Source organism: Amedibacillus sp. YH-ame10, assembly GCF_053848885.1.
The window spans coordinates 198,458-217,579 of sequence record NZ_JBSPFA010000001.1 but is presented as its reverse complement, the minus strand read 5'-3'; the positions used below and the strand labels follow the sequence as shown (position 1 = coordinate 217,579).

General features: G+C 33.4%; 14 protein-coding genes and 1 tRNA gene. 13 read left to right on the top strand and 2 right to left on the bottom strand.

The window, feature by feature from the left end:
- The first annotated feature begins 59 nt into the window (after positions 1–59).
- Together ACWG42_RS01050 and malQ are read left to right on the top strand one after the other, a co-directional pair.
- Positions 60–2,339: a glycogen/starch/alpha-glucan phosphorylase gene (locus ACWG42_RS01050; protein ID WP_455789605.1), complete on the top strand. Its 2,280-nt coding sequence runs from the start codon at positions 60–62 to the stop codon at positions 2,337–2,339.
- The gene (gene malQ, locus ACWG42_RS01045; RefSeq protein WP_455789603.1) at positions 2,336–3,814 is read left to right on the top strand and encodes a 4-alpha-glucanotransferase; all 1,479 of its coding nucleotides are present in this window, start codon (positions 2,336–2,338) and stop codon (positions 3,812–3,814) included. The genes ACWG42_RS01050 and malQ overlap by 4 nt, the downstream gene beginning before the upstream one ends.
- Positions 3,815–3,836: 22 nt before the next feature.
- On the opposite strand, the gene ACWG42_RS01040 is transcribed toward malQ, so the two are convergent.
- Complete coding sequence (locus ACWG42_RS01040; protein ID WP_455789602.1) at positions 3,837–5,186, bottom strand: S1C family serine protease; 1,350 nt, start codon at positions 5,184–5,186, stop codon at positions 3,837–3,839.
- A gap of 273 nt (positions 5,187–5,459) precedes the next feature.
- Here ACWG42_RS01040 and ACWG42_RS01035 point away from each other — a divergent pair, with 273 nt between their 5' ends.
- The 4 genes from ACWG42_RS01035 (at position 5,460) to ACWG42_RS01020 (ending at position 9,826) form a co-directional block, all read left to right on the top strand.
- Entirely contained in the window at positions 5,460–6,743 is a 1,284-nt protein-coding gene (locus ACWG42_RS01035) for a neurofilament protein (RefSeq protein WP_455789601.1), read from the top strand.
- A gap of 126 nt (positions 6,744–6,869) precedes the next feature.
- Positions 6,870–6,945, top strand: a tRNA-Glu gene (locus ACWG42_RS01030).
- A gap of 149 nt (positions 6,946–7,094) precedes the next feature.
- Complete coding sequence (locus ACWG42_RS01025) at positions 7,095–8,810, top strand: peptidase M3 (protein WP_455789600.1); 1,716 nt, start codon at positions 7,095–7,097, stop codon at positions 8,808–8,810.
- Between the two features lie 248 nt (positions 8,811–9,058).
- Complete coding sequence (locus tag ACWG42_RS01020; protein WP_455789599.1) at positions 9,059–9,826, top strand: GNAT family N-acetyltransferase; 768 nt, start codon at positions 9,059–9,061, stop codon at positions 9,824–9,826.
- Positions 9,827–9,861: 35 nt separating this feature from the next.
- Here the strand turns inward: ACWG42_RS01020 and ACWG42_RS01015 are convergent, their stop codons facing one another.
- Positions 9,862–10,320, bottom strand: coding sequence for a GNAT family N-acetyltransferase (locus ACWG42_RS01015; RefSeq protein WP_455789597.1), 459 nt, complete (start codon positions 10,318–10,320; stop codon positions 9,862–9,864).
- 111 nt (positions 10,321–10,431) lie between these two features.
- Between ACWG42_RS01015 and ACWG42_RS01010 the strand changes: the two genes are divergently transcribed.
- The 7 genes from ACWG42_RS01010 (at position 10,432) to ACWG42_RS00980 (ending at position 18,777) form a co-directional block, all read left to right on the top strand.
- Positions 10,432–10,752 (top strand): PadR family transcriptional regulator, encoded by a 321-nt coding sequence (locus ACWG42_RS01010; protein ID WP_455789595.1) that lies wholly within the window; start codon positions 10,432–10,434, stop codon positions 10,750–10,752.
- Entirely contained in the window at positions 10,745–11,362 is a 618-nt protein-coding gene (locus tag ACWG42_RS01005) for a DUF1700 domain-containing protein (protein ID WP_455789594.1), read from the top strand. Before ACWG42_RS01010 ends, ACWG42_RS01005 begins: the two co-directional genes overlap by 8 nt.
- Positions 11,349–12,191 carry a DUF4097 family beta strand repeat-containing protein gene (locus ACWG42_RS01000; protein ID WP_455789593.1) on the top strand — a complete coding sequence of 281 codons (843 nt, stop codon included), beginning with the start codon at positions 11,349–11,351 and terminating at the stop codon, positions 12,189–12,191. The genes ACWG42_RS01005 and ACWG42_RS01000 overlap by 14 nt, the downstream gene beginning before the upstream one ends.
- 3 nt (positions 12,192–12,194) lie before the next feature.
- Positions 12,195–13,397 (top strand): hypothetical protein, encoded by a 1,203-nt coding sequence (locus tag ACWG42_RS00995; protein WP_455789591.1) that lies wholly within the window; start codon positions 12,195–12,197, stop codon positions 13,395–13,397.
- 345 nt (positions 13,398–13,742) lie between these two features.
- Positions 13,743–14,195 carry a hypothetical protein gene (locus ACWG42_RS00990; RefSeq protein WP_455789589.1) on the top strand — a complete coding sequence of 151 codons (453 nt, stop codon included), beginning with the start codon at positions 13,743–13,745 and terminating at the stop codon, positions 14,193–14,195.
- An 11-nt stretch (positions 14,196–14,206) separates the two neighbouring features.
- The gene (locus ACWG42_RS00985) at positions 14,207–14,503 is read left to right on the top strand and encodes a hypothetical protein (protein WP_455789588.1); all 297 of its coding nucleotides are present in this window, start codon (positions 14,207–14,209) and stop codon (positions 14,501–14,503) included.
- Between the two features lie 410 nt (positions 14,504–14,913).
- A complete protein-coding gene (locus tag ACWG42_RS00980; RefSeq protein ID WP_455789587.1) occupies positions 14,914–18,777 on the top strand; it encodes a leucine-rich repeat protein in 3,864 nt (1,287 codons plus the stop codon).
- Positions 18,778–19,122: the final 345 nt, after the last annotated feature.

Genomic DNA, 19,122 nt, shown 5'->3' with positions numbered 1-19,122 from the left:
ATTTTATGATAAAATAAGAATAATGATAAACGCTTACATTATTTGAAAAAGGAGACAGTATGGATACAATTAACGGAAATATGCAGAAAAAGCTAGAGATTATGAACAAACATAACAATTTGAATGCATCTACAATATATGAATGTGTGGTAGAAGTTGTAAAAGAGGAAATGGAAAAACGTCCATTGATAAAGCAGGATAAGAAATTATACTACATTTCTGCAGAATTTTTATTAGGGAAAATGTTGAGTAGTAATTTGATCAACTTAGGAATATATGATGAGGTAGAGGAGATTGTAACATCCGTTGGTTTTACAATGGATGACATAGTAGAAGTAGAATTAGAACCATCCCTTGGAAATGGCGGACTTGGTAGATTAGCAGCTTGTTTCTTAGATAGCATTGCTAGTTTGCAGTTATGTGGAGATGGAATTGGTCTTTATTATCATTTTGGTCTTTTTGAACAGAAGTTCAAAGATTATAAACAAGTGGAAGTTCCAAATTCTTGGATTTCAAAGACGAGTTGGTTTACAAAGAAAAAGACGGAGTTTACAGTACCTTTTCCAGAGTTTACGTTACATCCTGTAGTATATGACATGGATGTCATAGGGTATGAAAAAGGAAAAAATACGCTTCATTTGTTCGATATCGAAAGTATTGATGAAAGCTTAGTAAAACAAGGAATCGATTTTGATAAAACTAATATTGAAAAGAATTTAACCTTATTTCTTTATCCAGATGATAGTGATGATGAGGGGAGATTGTTACGTATTTATCAACAATACTTTATGGTATCTTGTGCAGCGCAAATGATACTTGCAGATTGTAAAGAAAAAGGGTATGATCTACGCACTTTAGATGAACATGTTGTCATTCAAATCAATGATACACATCCTTCTTTAATCATCGCGGAATTGATCCGTTTACTACAAAAGGAAGGTATGTTGTTAAAGGAAGCATTGGCGGTTGTGGAAAAAACATGTGCATATACCAATCATACAATCCTAGCAGAAGCATTAGAAACTTGGCCAATGGCATATTTAGAAAAAGTTGTACCAGATCTGTTAGAGATTATCATTTCACTTGATGCAATTGCACATGAACGTGGAAGTAATGAAAAATTAGCAATTATTGATGCAGAACATCGTGTTCATATGGCACACATGGATATTCATTTTGGAAAGAGTGTAAATGGTGTAGCTGCATTGCATAGTGATATTTTAAAGAATACAGAACTACATGAGTTTTATAAGTTGTATCCAGAGAAGTTTAATAATAAAACAAACGGGATTACCTTCCGTAGATGGCTCTATAGTAGCAATCCACAATTAACCTCTTTTCTAGTAGAAACACTTGGAAAAGAGGTGTTCGATAATGCCAATGTATTATCGAAATTAAAAGGATATGAGAACGATAACATAGTTTTACAAAAACTATTGGATATCAAAGAGTATAAAAAACAAGCCTTTATAAAACATATGAAGAAGAAACAAAACATTACCTTATTGGAACATGCAATCTTTGATACACAAGTAAAACGCCTTCATGAGTATAAACGTCAACAAATGAATGCCTTGTATATCATTCATAAATATTTGGATATCAAAAGAGGAAATCTTCCAAAACGACCTCTTGTATGTATCTTTGGCGCAAAAGCAGCCCCTGCGTATACCATCGCGAAGGACATTATTCATATCCTGTTATGTTTAGAGGAAATCATAGCGAAGGATAAAGCGGTCGCTCCTTACTTGCAGTTGTGCTTTATTGAGAATTATAACGTTAGTGAAGCAGAAATTGTCGTACCAGCAACGGATATTTCTGAACAGATTTCACTTGCGAGTAAAGAAGCGAGTGGCACTGGTAATATGAAGTTTATGTTGAATGGTGCATTAACACTGGGAACACGAGATGGTGCAAATGTGGAAATCGCAGATCTTGTGAAAGAAGAAAATATTTATATTTTTGGAAAGAGCAGTGAAGAAGTGATTCAACATTATGAACGTGGTGATTATTGTGCAAAAACGTTGTATGAGGAACGTGAACATATCCAAGAATTAGTGGATTTTATTATAGGAAAAGAAATGATGAAGATAGGGGATGAAGTTTCTTTAAAACGTTTTTATCATGAACTACTAAATAAAGATTGGTTTATGACTCTTCTTGATTTAGAGGAGTATATCGAGTGTAAAGAACGCATGATAGCTGACTATGAAGACCGTATGCTTTGGGCTAAGAAGATGCTTCATAATATCGCAGGAAGTGCATTCTTCTCAAGTGATCGAACCATTATGGAATATGAAGAAGATATATGGAAATTAAGGAAAGGAGAGAAATTATGAAAGTAGAACCATGTGCAGGAATACTGTTACCAATTTCATCATTACCAGGTAATCAAGGAGTAGGAGATTTTGGTAAACATACGTTTCGATTGATTGATGCATTGCATAAACAACATATCAAAATATGGCAAATACTACCGTTAAATCCTTTGGGGTATGGAAATTCTCCATATCAACCATTCTCTTCCTTTGCTGGAGATGAACTCTATATCAGTGTGGATACTTTAGCGGATTATGGTCTATTGAAACAAAGCTCTATTCGTAATTGTAATAAGTTTGAAGAACGTGTAAACTATGAGGAAGTTAGAGCCTTTAAAGCACCTTATTTAAAGAAAGCATATAAGACATTCTTAAAGATGTTTTCAACCTTTGAACAAGAATATCGATTGTTTGTTTCAACAGCAGAATGGCTCTATCCATATGCAGTCTTCATTTCATTGAAAAAACATAACGATATGAAACCATGGACGCAGTGGCCAAAAGAACAAAAAGAATGGATTAAAAATCGCCGTTTTCCACTTCGTGAGGTAGAAGATCAAATTCGTTATGAACAATTCATTCAATTTATCTTTTATAAACAATGGAAAGAAGTAAAGGATTACGCTAATGAAAAGGGAATTTCCATTATGGGAGATATTCCTTTCTATGTAGGATTAGATAGTGCAGATGTATGGCAAAATCAACAAGATTTCTTGTTGGATGAGCAAGGGAATCCAACCTATATTGCAGGAGTACCACCAGATTATTTTAGTGCAAGTGGACAACGATGGGGAAATCCTATTTATAATTGGAAAGTGATGCGTCGAGGACATTACCAATTTTGGATGGAACGTTTGGCTTGGAATGATCGCTTTTTCGATATTCTTCGTTTGGATCATTTCCGTGCTTTCGATACGTATTGGAAAATAGAGGCAAGTTGTGAAACCGCAATTCAAGGAGAATGGGTATTAGGTCCATCTTATGAATTCTTCGATGAACTATATCAAAAGATGCCAGATATCAATATTATTGCGGAAGATCTTGGTGATTTACGTAAACAAGTTGGTAAATTAAGGGATCATTATCATCTATTGGGAATGAACGTTTTACAGTTTGAAATGATGCCAAAACTATTGAAGAAACGTCGTAAATTTAATGTTGTATTATATCCTGGAACACATGATAATGATACATTAGAAGGATTTTACCAAACATTATCCCCAAATCATAAGATTGCATTACGTAGATTCTTCCATAACCTTGGATATGAAAATAGAACCTTCCATGAACTTGTTATTCGCTATTGTTTGAATAGTGAAGCTTCTATGGTGATTCTTCCTGTCCAAGATATCTTGGGATTGAAGAGTGAGGCAAGAATCAATACACCTAGCACTATAGGTTCCCCAAATTGGGAATGGAAATTAAAGAACTTGAAAGAAGTCTATGAAGTATTACCTCAGATTGGTGAATGGATGAAAGAAAGCAATCGCATATAAAAAGGAGCTCGCGCTCCTTTTGTTATCGTTGTGAATTCTCTTGTTCTGTACTAGATGTGTTGGTTGCTTCACCAAGTGTAATGTTAATTGTTTTTGTCGCATTATCACGAAGTACTGTCATCGTGATTTTTTCTCCAGCAGAGTGAGAACTTATAATACTTGTAACATCACTAATACTACTAATCTTTTCATCATTGATTTTTAGGATTTGATCACCTGATTTTAATCCAGCTTTATCAGCCGCTTTTCCACTTTCTACTTTATAGATATAAACTTGAGAATCTTGTTCAAATGGGTTGTTTCCTGTAGTAAGTGTAACACCTAAAGATGCTCTTCCTTTTACATATCCATTTTCAATTAAGTTTGTGATAATCGTTTTTGCATGATTGATTGGAATCGCAAATCCTAACCCTTCAATGCTTTCTCCACTGCTTTTCGCATTCACTACACCAATTAGTTCACCATTCGCATTAAACAATCCACCACCGCTGTTTCCTGGGTTGATAGCTGCGTTTGTTTGTAGTAATTGCATCTTTTGATTATCAATCGTTACTTCACGATCTAATGCAGAAATGATTCCACTTGTTACCGTTCCACCAAGAGAACCTAATGGATTTCCAATCGCAACAGCAGTATCTCCAACTTCTAGTTTATCAGAGTCACCTAATACTGCAGGAGTTAGTCCAGTTGCCTCAATCTTGATAACTGCAAGATCAGTAGAGGAATCTTTTCCTATTAATGTTGCTTCATATGTTTTTCCATCTTTCGTTGTAACAGTGATTTTATTTGCGCCATCAATTACGTGATTGTTTGTAACAATATAACCATCTTCACTCAAGATAACTCCACTTCCTGCGCCAGAAACTACTGCCTGCTGGAAATAACTGTTCGTAGAAACGGATTCCGTTTTAATCTCCACCACTGTATTCATCGTTTCATTGGCGATATCTTTGATGGATGTATTGGTAGCGTTCGTTGTAGAACCTGAACTTTTCTTATTTACAGATTGATATAAAACCGTATTGCCATTAGCTCCTTTCAACTGCAAAGCTAATAAGGTACCTCCAAAACCTCCACCTGCAGAGATCAATAAACAACTTGTGATAATCACCGCATTACGATGTTTTCGAAAGAAGTTCTCATCTTTATTTGATTTTTTCTTCTTTTTCTTTTCCTTCTTTGGAGTAGGTGCATCATCACTATAGATTGGTTCCTCATGATCTTGTGCAGATACAGTTTCCTGAGAACTGTGTTGTGCATGATTCTCACCACCAAGAATGATAACCTCATCCTCTTTCGCTAGTTTTGGTTCTTGCGCATCTGTAGTAGCTTCCGTATTCAACATGGTATCTTTTTCAAATTCATTTTCCATAATTTAACCTCCTATTGATTGATGGTTTTAACATCAACTCTTCTATGGTGCTTATTATACAATAACATTATCTCAGAATTTTTCCTAAAATATGTGAATTTCCGCTGAATTCTAACAATATTTTTTATGAATATGTGAAAATAACATAGAAATTGTTAATCTAATAGAATGAGCCCTTAACCATATATGCATGATGTGTTATAATTAGTATGTTACAAAGGAAATGCTTTATACATTCTATCAAGAAGGTATAAGTACACTGGAGGGGTCCATATGGCAAAGGCAAAGACTACGAAGAAAACGACGAAGACTGCTGTAGTTGAGAAAAAAACAGCACCTGCTACTATTAAGGAAGAAGTTAAGAAGATTGCTGCAAAACCAGAAGCAAAAAAAATCACAGCAAAACCAGAAGCTAAGAAAATTACAACAAAACCAGAAGCTAAGAAAATCGCAGTAGGGAAAGAACCTGAAAAGATTGCGGTAGCAAAAGCTCCTGAAAAAATTGCATCAAAACCAGAACCGAAAAAAATTGCAACGAAAGAAGCCACAAAACTTGAATTGAAAAAAGATGTGGAAGTGAAAAGCACAGTTGCAAAGAAAGCTCCTGTAAAAAAGGAAGAGAAGAAAGAAACAAAAGCGAAGGCAGTAAAAAAAGCTGCTCCAGCAAAAGAAGAGAAGAAACCAGTAGCATCTACTAAGAAAGCACCTGCTAAAAAGGCACCTGCAAAAAAAGGAAATGCGAAGAATGAAAAATATGCTGCATATTCATTAGAAGAATGTATTGCATATATGCAAGCGATGGGTGTTATGCATTCTTATGAAGATTATAAGATGATTTTAATGGATGAAGCAGATTTACGTAAAGTTGAAAAGAATATTGTAGATGGAAATGCATTGAAAGATAAATCTTTTGATTTTGATGCGAATGGTTATGATATCGATTTGGTAGGTGTTACTTTACAAAAAGTAGAAGACACATTGGATATCAAAGCAAGTGATTATCCAACAATCAAAAAAGATATGAATCAAGCAATCAAGGCAACCACGAGTAAAGATGATGAGAAAAATGCAAAAGAATACTTAAAAGAATTTAAGACTGCAGAAAAAATCTTAATGATTGCACAACGCAAGAACATTATCGATTCTACAGAAGCAACTGCATTACTTGGTGCTGATGTAGACCAATTCATGAAACATTTCTTTGATTTTGCATATGAAATATTACCTACTTGGCAATATGAAGATGTGAAGTTCTATGAAGACTTTGCATATGCAATTTTATCTCAGTATGTAGACTTATATAATAAGTACCAATTAGAAATACTTATTGAATGTGCTGACCTATATATTAAACATGGAGATTTCCAACATGGGGATGAATCCTATGGATATATCCTAAGAGATAATCAGATTAAAGATTATATTTACTATCGTTTTGCGTCTGTTTATGAAGATATCGATATGAACAAAGCAAAAGGATTAGCGTATGAATCTTTACAGTATGTTGACGATCGTTTTACATACTATACAAACATCATAGAAATCCTGAATAAATAAAGATTTTAGAGATATCGTGATCTTGCGATATCTCTTTATTTATACAAAAGTAGAATATAAAAATATTTTCATTTTTTTATTGACGTGATATGTAGATTTTGTTATACTATCTAAGCAATGAAACGTGGCGCGTTGGAGAAACGGTTAACTCACTTGCCTTTCACGCAAGCATTCACGGGTTCGAATCCCGTACGCGTCACCATGTAAAAGATAAACTCGTGTAATGCGAGTTTTTTTGTATCTATTTTATTAGAATTATATGAGAATATACTAAGTTGGTGTATCGTGTGTTCATTTTGGTAAAAATAATATATACTATAGGTAAGAGATTTTTGAAGAAGAGGAGATATTATGAAAAATTTAAAGAGATTAGGTATTTGTAGTATTCTTGTTTTTTCATTGTTCATCACGGGGTGTTCGAACAATGGTGGAGGAAAGGATGAAAAGGTAAACTATGTAGAGCCTACGTATAACACGGAACATACAGATGTTGATTTTAATGAGTTAACATATGTCCGCCCAGATACAGAGGCACTAGACGCTCTTATTGTGCAAGTAAAAGAGATATCGCAAAAAGAGGATGCAGAAGAACAATTATTAAAAGGATATGACGATATCTTATCTTCCGTTATGAAGTATGATACTATGCAAACTCTTGTTTCTATTCTTTCTGCAAAAGATGTAAAAGATGAATTTTATAGTAATGAAGATGAATTCTTAACCAATTATTATACAAAATTAGATAATAAAATGCTGGATTTAACAAAGACTATTTTAGATTCAAAGTATGCGAAAGCTTTTGAAAATAAGATGGGAAAAGATTTCATCAAACGTTATGAAATTAATAGTAAACTTAATTCACCAGAAGTTGAGGAATTAACGGAACAAGAAACAGCATTAGTAAATGAGTATAAAAAAGCATCTGTGGATCCATATACGACTACTTGGAAGGGAAAAGAAGTAGGAGTTGATGATTTGGATTTTAGTGATCCAGATGCAGCTACACCATATTATGAAATATATGAAAAAAAGAATGCCGTAACTGGAGAACTCTATCGTAAGTTGGTACAAGTACGTGTTAAAATTGCGAAAAAATTAGGTTATGACAGTTATACAGAATATGCTTATGAAGTACTAGGTTATGACTTTAAACCAGAGGATTCGAAGAAACTTCAAGACTATGTTGTGAAAAATATTGCACCACTTTATGATAAAGTATCAAGTGCTTATCAAAGTGATATAGCGAACGCAAAAGAAAATAATACAGCAGATTTTGATAGTGGAATTCCTACACTGGAAAAGGCAATAAAAAAAGAATTCCCTGAATATATGATGAGCGCATTAGACTACATGAAGAGAAATAATATGTACCTTTATACAGATGATGCAAATGCTAATCAAGCAGCTTATTCTACATTGTTAAATGAATATTCAGCTCCATTTATGTTTGTAAATACAAGTGTTTACACGGATCCTTCTACTATATTCCATGAATTTGGACATTATTATAATTTTTTCCATTATGCAAAATTAAAATGGAATGATTCTAACGATTTGAATTTGGCAGAAATTCATTCCCAAGGATTAGAAGTGTTAATGTATCCATATTATGAAGACTTATATGGGGAAAATGCAAAACTAATGGAATATGATAATCTTTCTTCTATGTTGCAATCTATTCTTGCAGGATGTGCAGAGGATGAATTTCAACAAGCAGTTTTTGAAGATCCAACGATGTCTTTAGATGATATGAATGCGTTACATGGAAGTATTAGTACCAAATACTATGGTTATCCTCAGATTTATGAATGGGTAGATATTCACCATCATTTTGAAACACCATTTTATTATATTAGTTACGCAACAAGTGCAGTTTCTGCATTAGAATTGTGGCAAATATCATCGAAAGATAGAACGGAAGCTTTAGATATTTATGATAAAATTACAAAACACCCAGAGAATTCTCATTATTTGGATGCCCTAAAGAACGTGGGTTTATCAAATCCGTTTAAAAGCGATATCATGTCAGATATTGCGACCGCATTAAAAAAGGAAATGGACTTATAAGAAAAATGGATGAACATCGTTCATCCTTTCTTTTTCCCTTTGTTATCCTTTTTTCTTTTTGCTTCTTCTTGTTTATCTTTTAATGTCGTAATGATTTTTGGTTGAATTAATGGTTTTACTCGTTGCATATCATCACCTCAAATATAGTATAGCATAGCAAATATAGAATAGAAAATAAAAGTATGAATATGACATACATATGTCATATTCGCTATGGTAAGATATAAACAGAAAGTGAGGAAGTAATTATGAACTTTATAACAATTACACAGGATACTATAGAAACAGAACATATCTGTTGTGCAATAGCAGATAAACCAAAGGAGAATTGTGTAGCATCTAAAAAGGCATGGTTAAAACAACGAATAGAAGAAGGTTTGGTATTTACTAAATTAAACGAACGAGCAAAGGTATTTATTGAATATATTCCTGCAGAATATGCATGGGCTCCTATTGATGCGGATAAGTATATGCATATTAATTGTTTTTGGGTTTCTGGTCAATATAAAGGACAAGGATATGCAAATGCTTTATTGGAATCATGTATAAAGGATGCGAAAGAAAAAGGTAAGGATGGACTTACTGTGATTGCTTCAGAGAAGAAAAGGCCATATCTATCTGATGCACAATATTTAAAACATAAAGGCTTTCTACCTATTGATAGTGCAAATCCATTCTTTGTATTATATTACTTACCATTTCATAAAGATGCAAAAGCACCTAAATTTAAAGCGTCTGCTAAGAAAGAAGAGATTGAAGATAAGAACATTGTTCTATACTATACCAATCAATGTCCTCATACCGCAAAATATGTTCCACTTATCGAGGAAGTCGCAAAACGCTATCATGCACCACTTACTGTTCATAAAATTGAAACAAGAGAAGATGCTCAAGAAGCTCCCATTCCATCTACTACCTATGCCTTATTTTATCAAGGAAAATATGTGACGAATGAAATCATGAGTGAAAAGAAATTTGAGAATTATTTAAAAGAAATAGGATATACCTGTTCATAAAAAAAAGAGTTCACTATGCAAAGCGTAGTGAACTCTTACACTTTCTGAATCATCATAAGACAAGGATTCCACTCATCCCATAAAGGTAACACTTCCACATCTTCAAACCCATTTGCCTTATAAAAAGCGTATGTAGAAAGATAGCCTGTATCTTTTACAGTAGGGGATAATGTTTTTACTTGTAGGTAATGCATACCATGTGTTTGTGCATAAACTATTGCCTGTTTGATAAGTTCTTTTCCAATTCCTTGACGATGATGCATGGGCAAAATACCCATAACATACACTTCTAAGGTAGTCTCACTCGTTGGTTTCAAGCTTACAAAACCAATCATATTTGTTGTATCATAAGCACTTATAAGTGTTAAGTTTTCACTCTCTTTCACATACTCGTCCAGTGCTGAGGGAATTCCAAACCATTGTGGTAACTGTTCTAAAATTGTACGAATAGAAAGTTGTTGTACAGATTTACATGTTTCTGTCTTATATATCATAATGATCACCTATTCTATTTATAGCATTCAATATCTTTTAATGCAATTGTATAATATGTATTGACTTATAATACTATACGCCATATAATATTGTTGAAGAAAGGTGATAACATGACATTTCAATTAGGATCGGCATTGCTAGATGCGTGTGTACTAGCAACGCTACACAAAGAAGATACGTATGGATATAAGTTGACGCAAGAAGTAAAAGTTGTAATGAGTGTAAGTGAATCAACGTTATATCCAGTTTTAAGAAGATTGATGCGTGATGGATACTTGGCTACCTATGACCAAGAACATCTAGGACGTAATCGAAGATATTATCGATTGACCGATTTAGGGAAAGAAAAATATGATGAATATGTAGGAGAATGGAAAGATTTCTCGACAAAAATTACCAATATACTAGAGGGAGGTACCATAAATGAATAGGGACGAATACATTTCAGAGCTACGAAGCAAACTTCGTGGACTAAGAGAAGAAGATATTGAAGATGCGATTTTATATTGTGAAGAATATTTTGAAGATGCGGGAGTAGAGAATGAGCAATCAGTGATTGAGGAATTAGGGACTCCTACAAAGTATGCAGCACAAATACGTGCAGATTTTGCGATTAGAAATAATACACAAAGACAGCTTGTTGACACAAGGAGCAAAAATCCACATACTTCTATGAAAAATATCGTAGTGATTTTTCTAGGAATTTGTGCGTTACCACTAGCCTTGCCACTCGCACTTGCAGTTGTACTATTATTCTTTGCATTCATGCTTGTTATGGTTGCGTTGATGTTTGCGGCAGTTGCTACTGTAGCAGCAGTTCTATTCTCAGGAGTTCCACTTATCATTTCTGGATTTACGAACATGGCAAATCCAGGAAATGCAATGGTTGCTCTTGGCGGAGGATTGTTGGCAATCGGATTATCCTTGTTGTTGCTTGTTGGACTTATCAAATTGATCAGTGTTTTAATTCCAGCATTTTCAAGAGCAATCACTGGAATTTATCATAAGGCAAAGGGAGGTAAAAAATATGAAAAAGCATAGGGGCGCGAAAATCACAGTTATTATATCCTTTATACTTATTATATGCGGTTCGTTGTTGTTAGGGGCTGGTGTTGTACAAGGTGGTAGTTTACGTTACTTAAGTGTCAATTCCAATACCGTATCTTGGTGGCCTTTTGGATTTGGAAATATTGGAGTTGGGTTCTTTGATGAAGCGTTTGACGATGATTTCATGGATTCCTCAAACTCTGGTACAAGTGAAAAACAACTAGGCGATGTAAAATCTTTATCCATTGATGCAGATGTTGCAGATATTGAAATTCATCGTGGTACGACTAATAAAATACGTTATAGAGTAAGATCTAACCAAAATATATCAATCGATGAAAATAGTGGAAATGTATCTGTTGTATTAAAGCATAAACGAGGCATAAATCACAATAATGGTAGTATCTATGTTGAATTAAAAGATGAAATATATGATAAAATTAAAGTTGATTGTGCAGTTGGTGAAATTAGCATAAATGGTACTAAGACAAAAGAATTAATCGTAAAAGCAGATTTAGGAAATATAGAGTTAGAAGACATTTATAGTGAAGAAACAAAGGTTGATGAAAAATGTGGAGAAATCAACATCGATGGTGTATTGTTGGGTAGAAGTGAAATATCTAATAAATTAGGAAGTACGGATGTAAATATCAAAGGAAATCCTAGCGAATATCGTTATGAAGTCAAGAACTCTTTAGGAAGTACACAAATAATGGATAGTGATCATGATGGAAAAGCTGATGTAGCTGGAGGAAATTCAAGTGCCAAAAACTTTATCAGTATTAAGAACTCGTTGGGTGATATTGAACTGGAGTTTAACTAAACTATGAATGCTTTTGAAAGTGCGTGTGCATATTGTAAAAAACAATGGGAAGAAATAGAAGGTATTTCTATTTCTTCCTTTCCTAAAATAAGTCAAAAACAGCAGATTCAAAATGAAACCTATTTACAAGAGTTACTAAAAGAAATAGAAGGATTTTATGAAGGCCAAGATTTTGAAATGTTGGATGCTCATATGAAACAATGGTTTCAACGTGATGAAGTTTGGAATTTATCTTGGTTAAGTGAAGAAGAAAGAGAAACATTTTACCAAATTAGTAAAAGCTTTATGAGAGATGCGAGAAGTTTTGATGATAACATTTGTATCGAAGACATAGGACAAGCATTACGAAATGTCTGGATTATTTTAATTCTTGAAAAAGTATGCAATCGTCCATTGTCTTATCATAAAGCAATTTTTGCCTATAGTATGTTATATCCTTATACCGATAATTTTTTAGATGATAAAGATATTGAAACCAAAGATAAAAAAGAATTTAATAACTGGTTAAGTAATCGATTGATGGGGATAGATACAACGTATCAAAAAGAGAATCAAAAGAAAGTGAACGAACTTGTTTCTATGATTGAAAGTACTTACCCTAGGGATAGCTACGAGGATGTATACCGTTCCTTGTTGCATATACAAGATGGACAAAAGAAATCGTTGCTACAGAGTGATATTGAGGATTATCAAACACTATTAGAGATATCAATTGAAAAAGGGGGAGCCTCTGTATTAGCAGATGGGTATTTAATGGATGGAACGTTGAGTGATGAGGAGTACAAGTTCTGTATTTCTTTTGGCTTTATGTTACAAATAGCAGATGATATCCAGGATATTCATGAAGATTATGAAAATGGATTTCATACCTTGGCAAGTATACAACGACAAAAAAGAGATTGCGTTTCTCTTTGCAATGCCTACTTCCAATATGTACATTCTGTGATTCATGATATTTGTCCAAATAAGGATGGGAAATTAAGAGATTTTATTGAAGAGAACTGCCGTTTGTTAATTTTTTTCTCCCTTTTAAAGAATACGCAGTATTATACTCGTAGTTTCTTATATCAGGTACAAAAAAGGATTCCTCTTAGAACATCCTTCTTGCAGTCTATGAATAGTAATCAAGAAAAATGGGCATTTTCACATGAAGAGTTCATTCAAAAATTCGATATGTATTTACGAATTGATGGTATGAATATGTAACAAATTTATCATTGTGAAATGATTTCAATGTTCCTTGTAATACCATATTTAAATATATTCGATAAGCCATATTGCAAAGCTTTACTGTAGTATGGCTTTCTGCTATTTATAGGCTTGTTAATTATCATGATACTGGGATAATTTAGATAAACATTCGTACTATTTTTGGGCTATCAAAGGATAGGAAACTATAATTGTATATGATTTTTTTCCTTAAAGAATAAAATGCGATGAGTTTGAGATACATATGTGATATCGGTCGATTTATGAATTTCATATAAAAAAAGTAGGCTTGACAAAGTATAATAGCTCGTATTATTCTGTTATAGAAAGTCGAGTGATAATATGAAAAAAATCAATTGTATATGGATGGTGTTATTGTGTCTTTTTCTAAGTGCATGTTCATCGACTCCATATGAAAGAGATACAAGCAAAGGTAGTGTGAGTACCATCACTTTGGAAGAAATGGCTTCTAAGATGGAAAATGGTGATACATTTATAGTTACCCTCTCACAAGAACTATGTGGGGCCTGTGCTCAATATCATAAGATGTTGAATACATATCTTGAGAATCATAATGTAACAATGTATGAAGTAAATTTAACGGCGGAACCATTAAGTGAAAGTCAAAATTTAGAGATCATACATAGATATTTTCCAACATTCCGTACAACACCAGGAATTTATTACGCAAGCGAAGGCAAAGTTGTAAATTCTTTATCGGATGAAAAGAAAGAAGTAAATGAAGCATTATTTGATGAATGGGTTCAAGAATATGAATTGGATAGTAAAAAATGAAGGAGAAGAAAATGAAAAACAATAGTGTAGATGAAAACGGAAATGTTATCGTAGAAAAAGAAGTGTTGAAAAAGGATAATACGCATGTAATATTTTATGTGTTAGCGGTATTGTTAGTACTATACATGGGGTATGCTGCATATACTGCATACCAAACTTTTGTGAGTTATTGTGCAAGCTATAATTTGAATACATCGGATCAAATGGGAATGTTATTCCAAAGTGTATTAGCAAATATTATACCTTGTTTGGCGTATGCCGCTACAATGTATGGAATTGGGTATCTCATAAAAAAAGGGAATGCATAAACGTATAGAACATGAAATATGGTGCGAACTTAAATTCCACCTTTTTTTGTACCATAATTGTTCAAATGGATTTAAAAAGAGAGGGTCTTATTTGTGATTGTCACAAATAAGATGATTATTCGATGCTATAATTAAGCTTTATAGGGAGCATGTGAAATATACATTTTTCACATTAAAACACATAAGAATGCGTTTACATATGATTTTTATCATGTTATACTATGGTTACTATCAAATATCAAAATGGTTTATCCGAAATTGTTCCAGATCATTGCTGGTGTTTTTATTTATACTTATATGTGATAAATGGAAATGAAACGTGTTTTGCAGAAGAATAGAAAGTGATGGTGTTTTTGCATACGGCATTCATTTATACAAGTAAAATAAAATGTAAAGGAAATTAGGAAACTATGAGAAAAACAATTAAATTATGTTTGGCATTATCTCTCATTATACCAACTACAATCGTAACATTTAATAATGAGACAACTGTAATTGCAGCAAAAGTAAGTGGCAATTATGCATATGAAATTGTAGATGATAACAATGTTAAAATCACAAATTATAATGGAGCAGATAAGAATGTAGTAATACCATCAGAAATCGATGGTAAAAAGGTTACAAAAATAGGATATGGAGCATTTGCAGAATGTAAAAGTATTGAGACACTCGTGATTGCGGATACTATAAGAACTATAGATGCATATGCTTTTTCGCAGTGTAATAGTATTCAATCGATTGTAATACCTGACAATGTTGTCTCTATAGGGAAATATGCATTTGCTGGAAATAGTCGATTAAAAAGTATAAGACTACCTAAAAATATACGTAGTTTAAGTTATGGTACCTTCTTCGATTGCATGTCTTTGACAGAAGTTGTTTTGCCAGAGGGAATGGAAACGATAGGAAGTGTTGCTTTTGGAAATTGTAAATCACTAACGACCATACAATTACCTAGTACACTTGTTAGCTTGGATAGCAATGCATTTTCGGATTGTGTTATGCTTGCCTCTATTGAATTACCAGAAGGTCTTACAACGATTGGGTCTGGTGCTTTTTCTGGATGTTTATCGCTATCCTCTGTTCAACTGCCAAGTACACTATTGAGTATCTCACAAAGTGCATTCAAAGATTGTATCGTGCTACAAACGATAGATTTACCAGAAAACTTGATTGCAATTGGCTATGGTGCATTTACTGGATGTACATCTTTAGTGGACATCAAAATACCACCTAAGGTCACTGAAATTAGTGATGCTACGTTTAGTGGTTGTAGTTCATTAACATCTATATATATTGCAGATACAATTAATAGTATCGGTGGTTATGCATTCAGTGGATGTATTAGTTTAGAGGAAGTTTATATTTCAGATAGTGTTGAATCGATTGGAATGCAAGCATTTTCATATTGTCGTAATTTAAAGACTATTCGATTACCAAAGCGTTTAAAAATTATAAATGAAAGCTTATTCCGATATTGTGATAGCTTGGAATCTATCATACTACCGAATGGGGTAACGGAAATTGGAGCAACTGCCTTTGCGGACTGCCCAAATTTAGCAAGTGTATCTTTCCCTACTTCAATCAAGGATAAAGCAATCGGTAGTAGAATCTTATCAAATTCAAACAATGCGACTATGATGGTTAGCGATAATAGCGTCGCACACAAATATGCAAGACAAAATAATATCAAATTTAAACTTATTGAGTCTGGTATTAATTTTGATCAATCAACGTTGAACTTGAAATTGGGAGAACAAAGCAAATTAACAGTTATATTATCTCCTTATACAATTCTTGATAATTCACTTCTTACATGGACATCAAGTAATCCAGAGGTAGCGAGTGTTGATTCTATGGGAAATGTAGTTGCGAATAATGTTGGAACTGCGATTATTACTGCTAAGAACTCTAACGGTAATGCAATTAATGCTGAAGTAAATGTAGATGATACATTGATACCAATCAGTGGAGTTACATTGAGTGAAGAGCGAGTATCAATGCAAATCAATACTTCTCTTGGACTACGTGCTACAATCAATCCGGGCAATACAACGATGAGTAAAGTTATACGCTGGGAATCTGATAATGTTGAAGTTGCGACCATAAATTCTACAGGATCAATATTTGCAAGACGTCCAGGAACTGCAACTATTCGTGCAGTTACAATAAATGGAATCACTGCAGAATGTACTGTGGAAGTAAAAAGTGATATTAAGTCTGTATCTTTAAATCAAACAGCGATGGTTCTTGATATTGATACAAAACAAAGTTTACGAGCAACTATCAATCCAAATGATACAACGCAAGATACTTCTTTAACTTGGGTCTCAAGTAATGAACGAGTGGCCATTGTGAATCAACATGGAGAAGTAACTACGCTTGCTCCAGGTACGGCTACTATTACGGTGAAAACAATCAACAATAAAAAAGCAGAATGTAAAGTAACTGTTACAAAACCTGTTGTGGATATACCAATCACTTCTATCGTTTTGGATAAAAAAGAAGCAGAATTAGAGATTGGTGATAATCTTATGTTACAAGCAACAATCAATCCAAATAATACAACAGATGATACAACCATTCAGTGGACTAGCAGTAATGAGAACGTCGCGCAGGTAAATGATGGTGAAGTTCTTGCAAAAGGCGAAGGAACTACGCGTATCACTGCAAAAACGAGCAATGGATTAAGTGCTATTTGTGATATAGTCGTGAAACGTAAAGTGATTGAAATCGAGCGTTTAGAATTAAACAAACAACAGTTAACGTTAGAGGAAGGCCTTGAAGAAACGCTAATAGCAACTATTCTTCCTGCATCTGCTACGGAAGATAAAACATTGACTTGGACATCAAGCAATCCTTCTATAGCTACAGTTCGAGAAGGAAAGGTTACAGCAATCAAAGAAGGAACTGCGACCATCCGTGTATCTACAAATAATGGGAAAGAAGCGCTTTGTGAAGTGAAAGTTAATAAGAAACCAGTACCAATTGAATCTGTAACTTTAGATGTAACCTCAGCTTCATTAAAAGTTGGAAAAACTTTGAAATTAACTGCACAAATCAATCCAAGTAATACAACGCAGGATAAAACTCTACGTTGGACAAGTAGTGATGAAAAAATTGCAAGTGTAGATGAAAATGGAAATGTATTAGCACATCGTGAAGGTACTGTACAAATACGTGTTACAACGAGCAATGATATGCAAGCAACTTGTACGATTACTATATACGATGTAAATAAAACAAAACTAAAAGAATTGATCGATCAAGTACGTGATATTGATGAAACTCAGTATACACTTGATTCCTATCATGTATTTGATGAATTGCGTGATGTTTCTAACATAGTGTATGAGAATGAAGACGCAACACAAAAAGAAATAGATGATGTTTACGAACGTTTACAAGCGAGTTATCTTGCTTTAGTTGCAAGAGCGAGTGAAACACAAATTCAAGAATTTATTCATTTGTTAGATCTTTGTAGTCAATTAGAAACTTCTTTTACTACGGAAGAATTTCAAACGATGAAAAATTACATCGAAGAAGCAACTGCATTGTTGAAGATAGACTATGCCAATATATCGAGTACAGAACTATTGAATATATATAAATTACTACAAGATGAAAAAGGTAATTTAGATATAGTCGCTGCACGTAATGAATTATTACAAGTAATTGTTTTGGCAAAGGATCTAGTAAATGGCGATGTAGAGGGAATGCTTCCTCAGAGCATTGAAAACTTAAAGAATGCTATTCTTAAAAGTGAAGAGCTATTGAATGCTGGAACAACATCCATCGATATGTTAAAGGAAGCTACACAGTCTTTAAAAGATGCGATTCAAGAATGTAAAGTTACTGTAGAAAAGACATTTTTAAAAGACTTTATGGATATATGTACAACCTATCAAGAAGACGCATATACAGTAGATAGCTGGACGATCTTTGCTAATGCACAGAGCGATGCACTCGATGTATATAATGATATCTTTGCAACACAACAAGAGGTAAATGATACGTATCAAGCACTTCTTGATGCATTTGTGAACTTGAAAATAAAAGTAGATAAATCATCACTTATCTCCAATGTTGAAATGGCTCTGGATATTCTATCTCATAAATCAGAATATATAGCATCCACTATAAAAGGATTAGAGCAACAAGTACAAGATGCGCAAGAGTTAATTGAAAATTCGAATGCGACAAAAGAGCAAGTGAAAGAAATGAATACAAATGTACTCAAAGCAATCATGAAGGCTCGTAAAAAAGTTATCTAGAAAGATATAAATCGAAAAAGAATTTCATTGAAATGTTTCTAATGAAATTCTTTTTTCTATGAAAAAAGTAAAAAATGCAATGGTTTTGTGCAAACTTTAGTGAGTTTCCACAATTTATGAAAACGCTTTTTTCAAAACTACTATAAATAAAGGGGATATAGAATATGCCGTCACATAAATATCACAAAAAGCACACGCTATCTGTGACAAATTGACATAGAAATGGGCATTTTTATCACATAAAATGTTAAAAAGTGCAAAAAGAATGGTAAAAATTACATAGCCAGATAAAAAAAATCAAGCTATAATAATTTTGTATTCTGTGAAACCGTTTACATATATTTG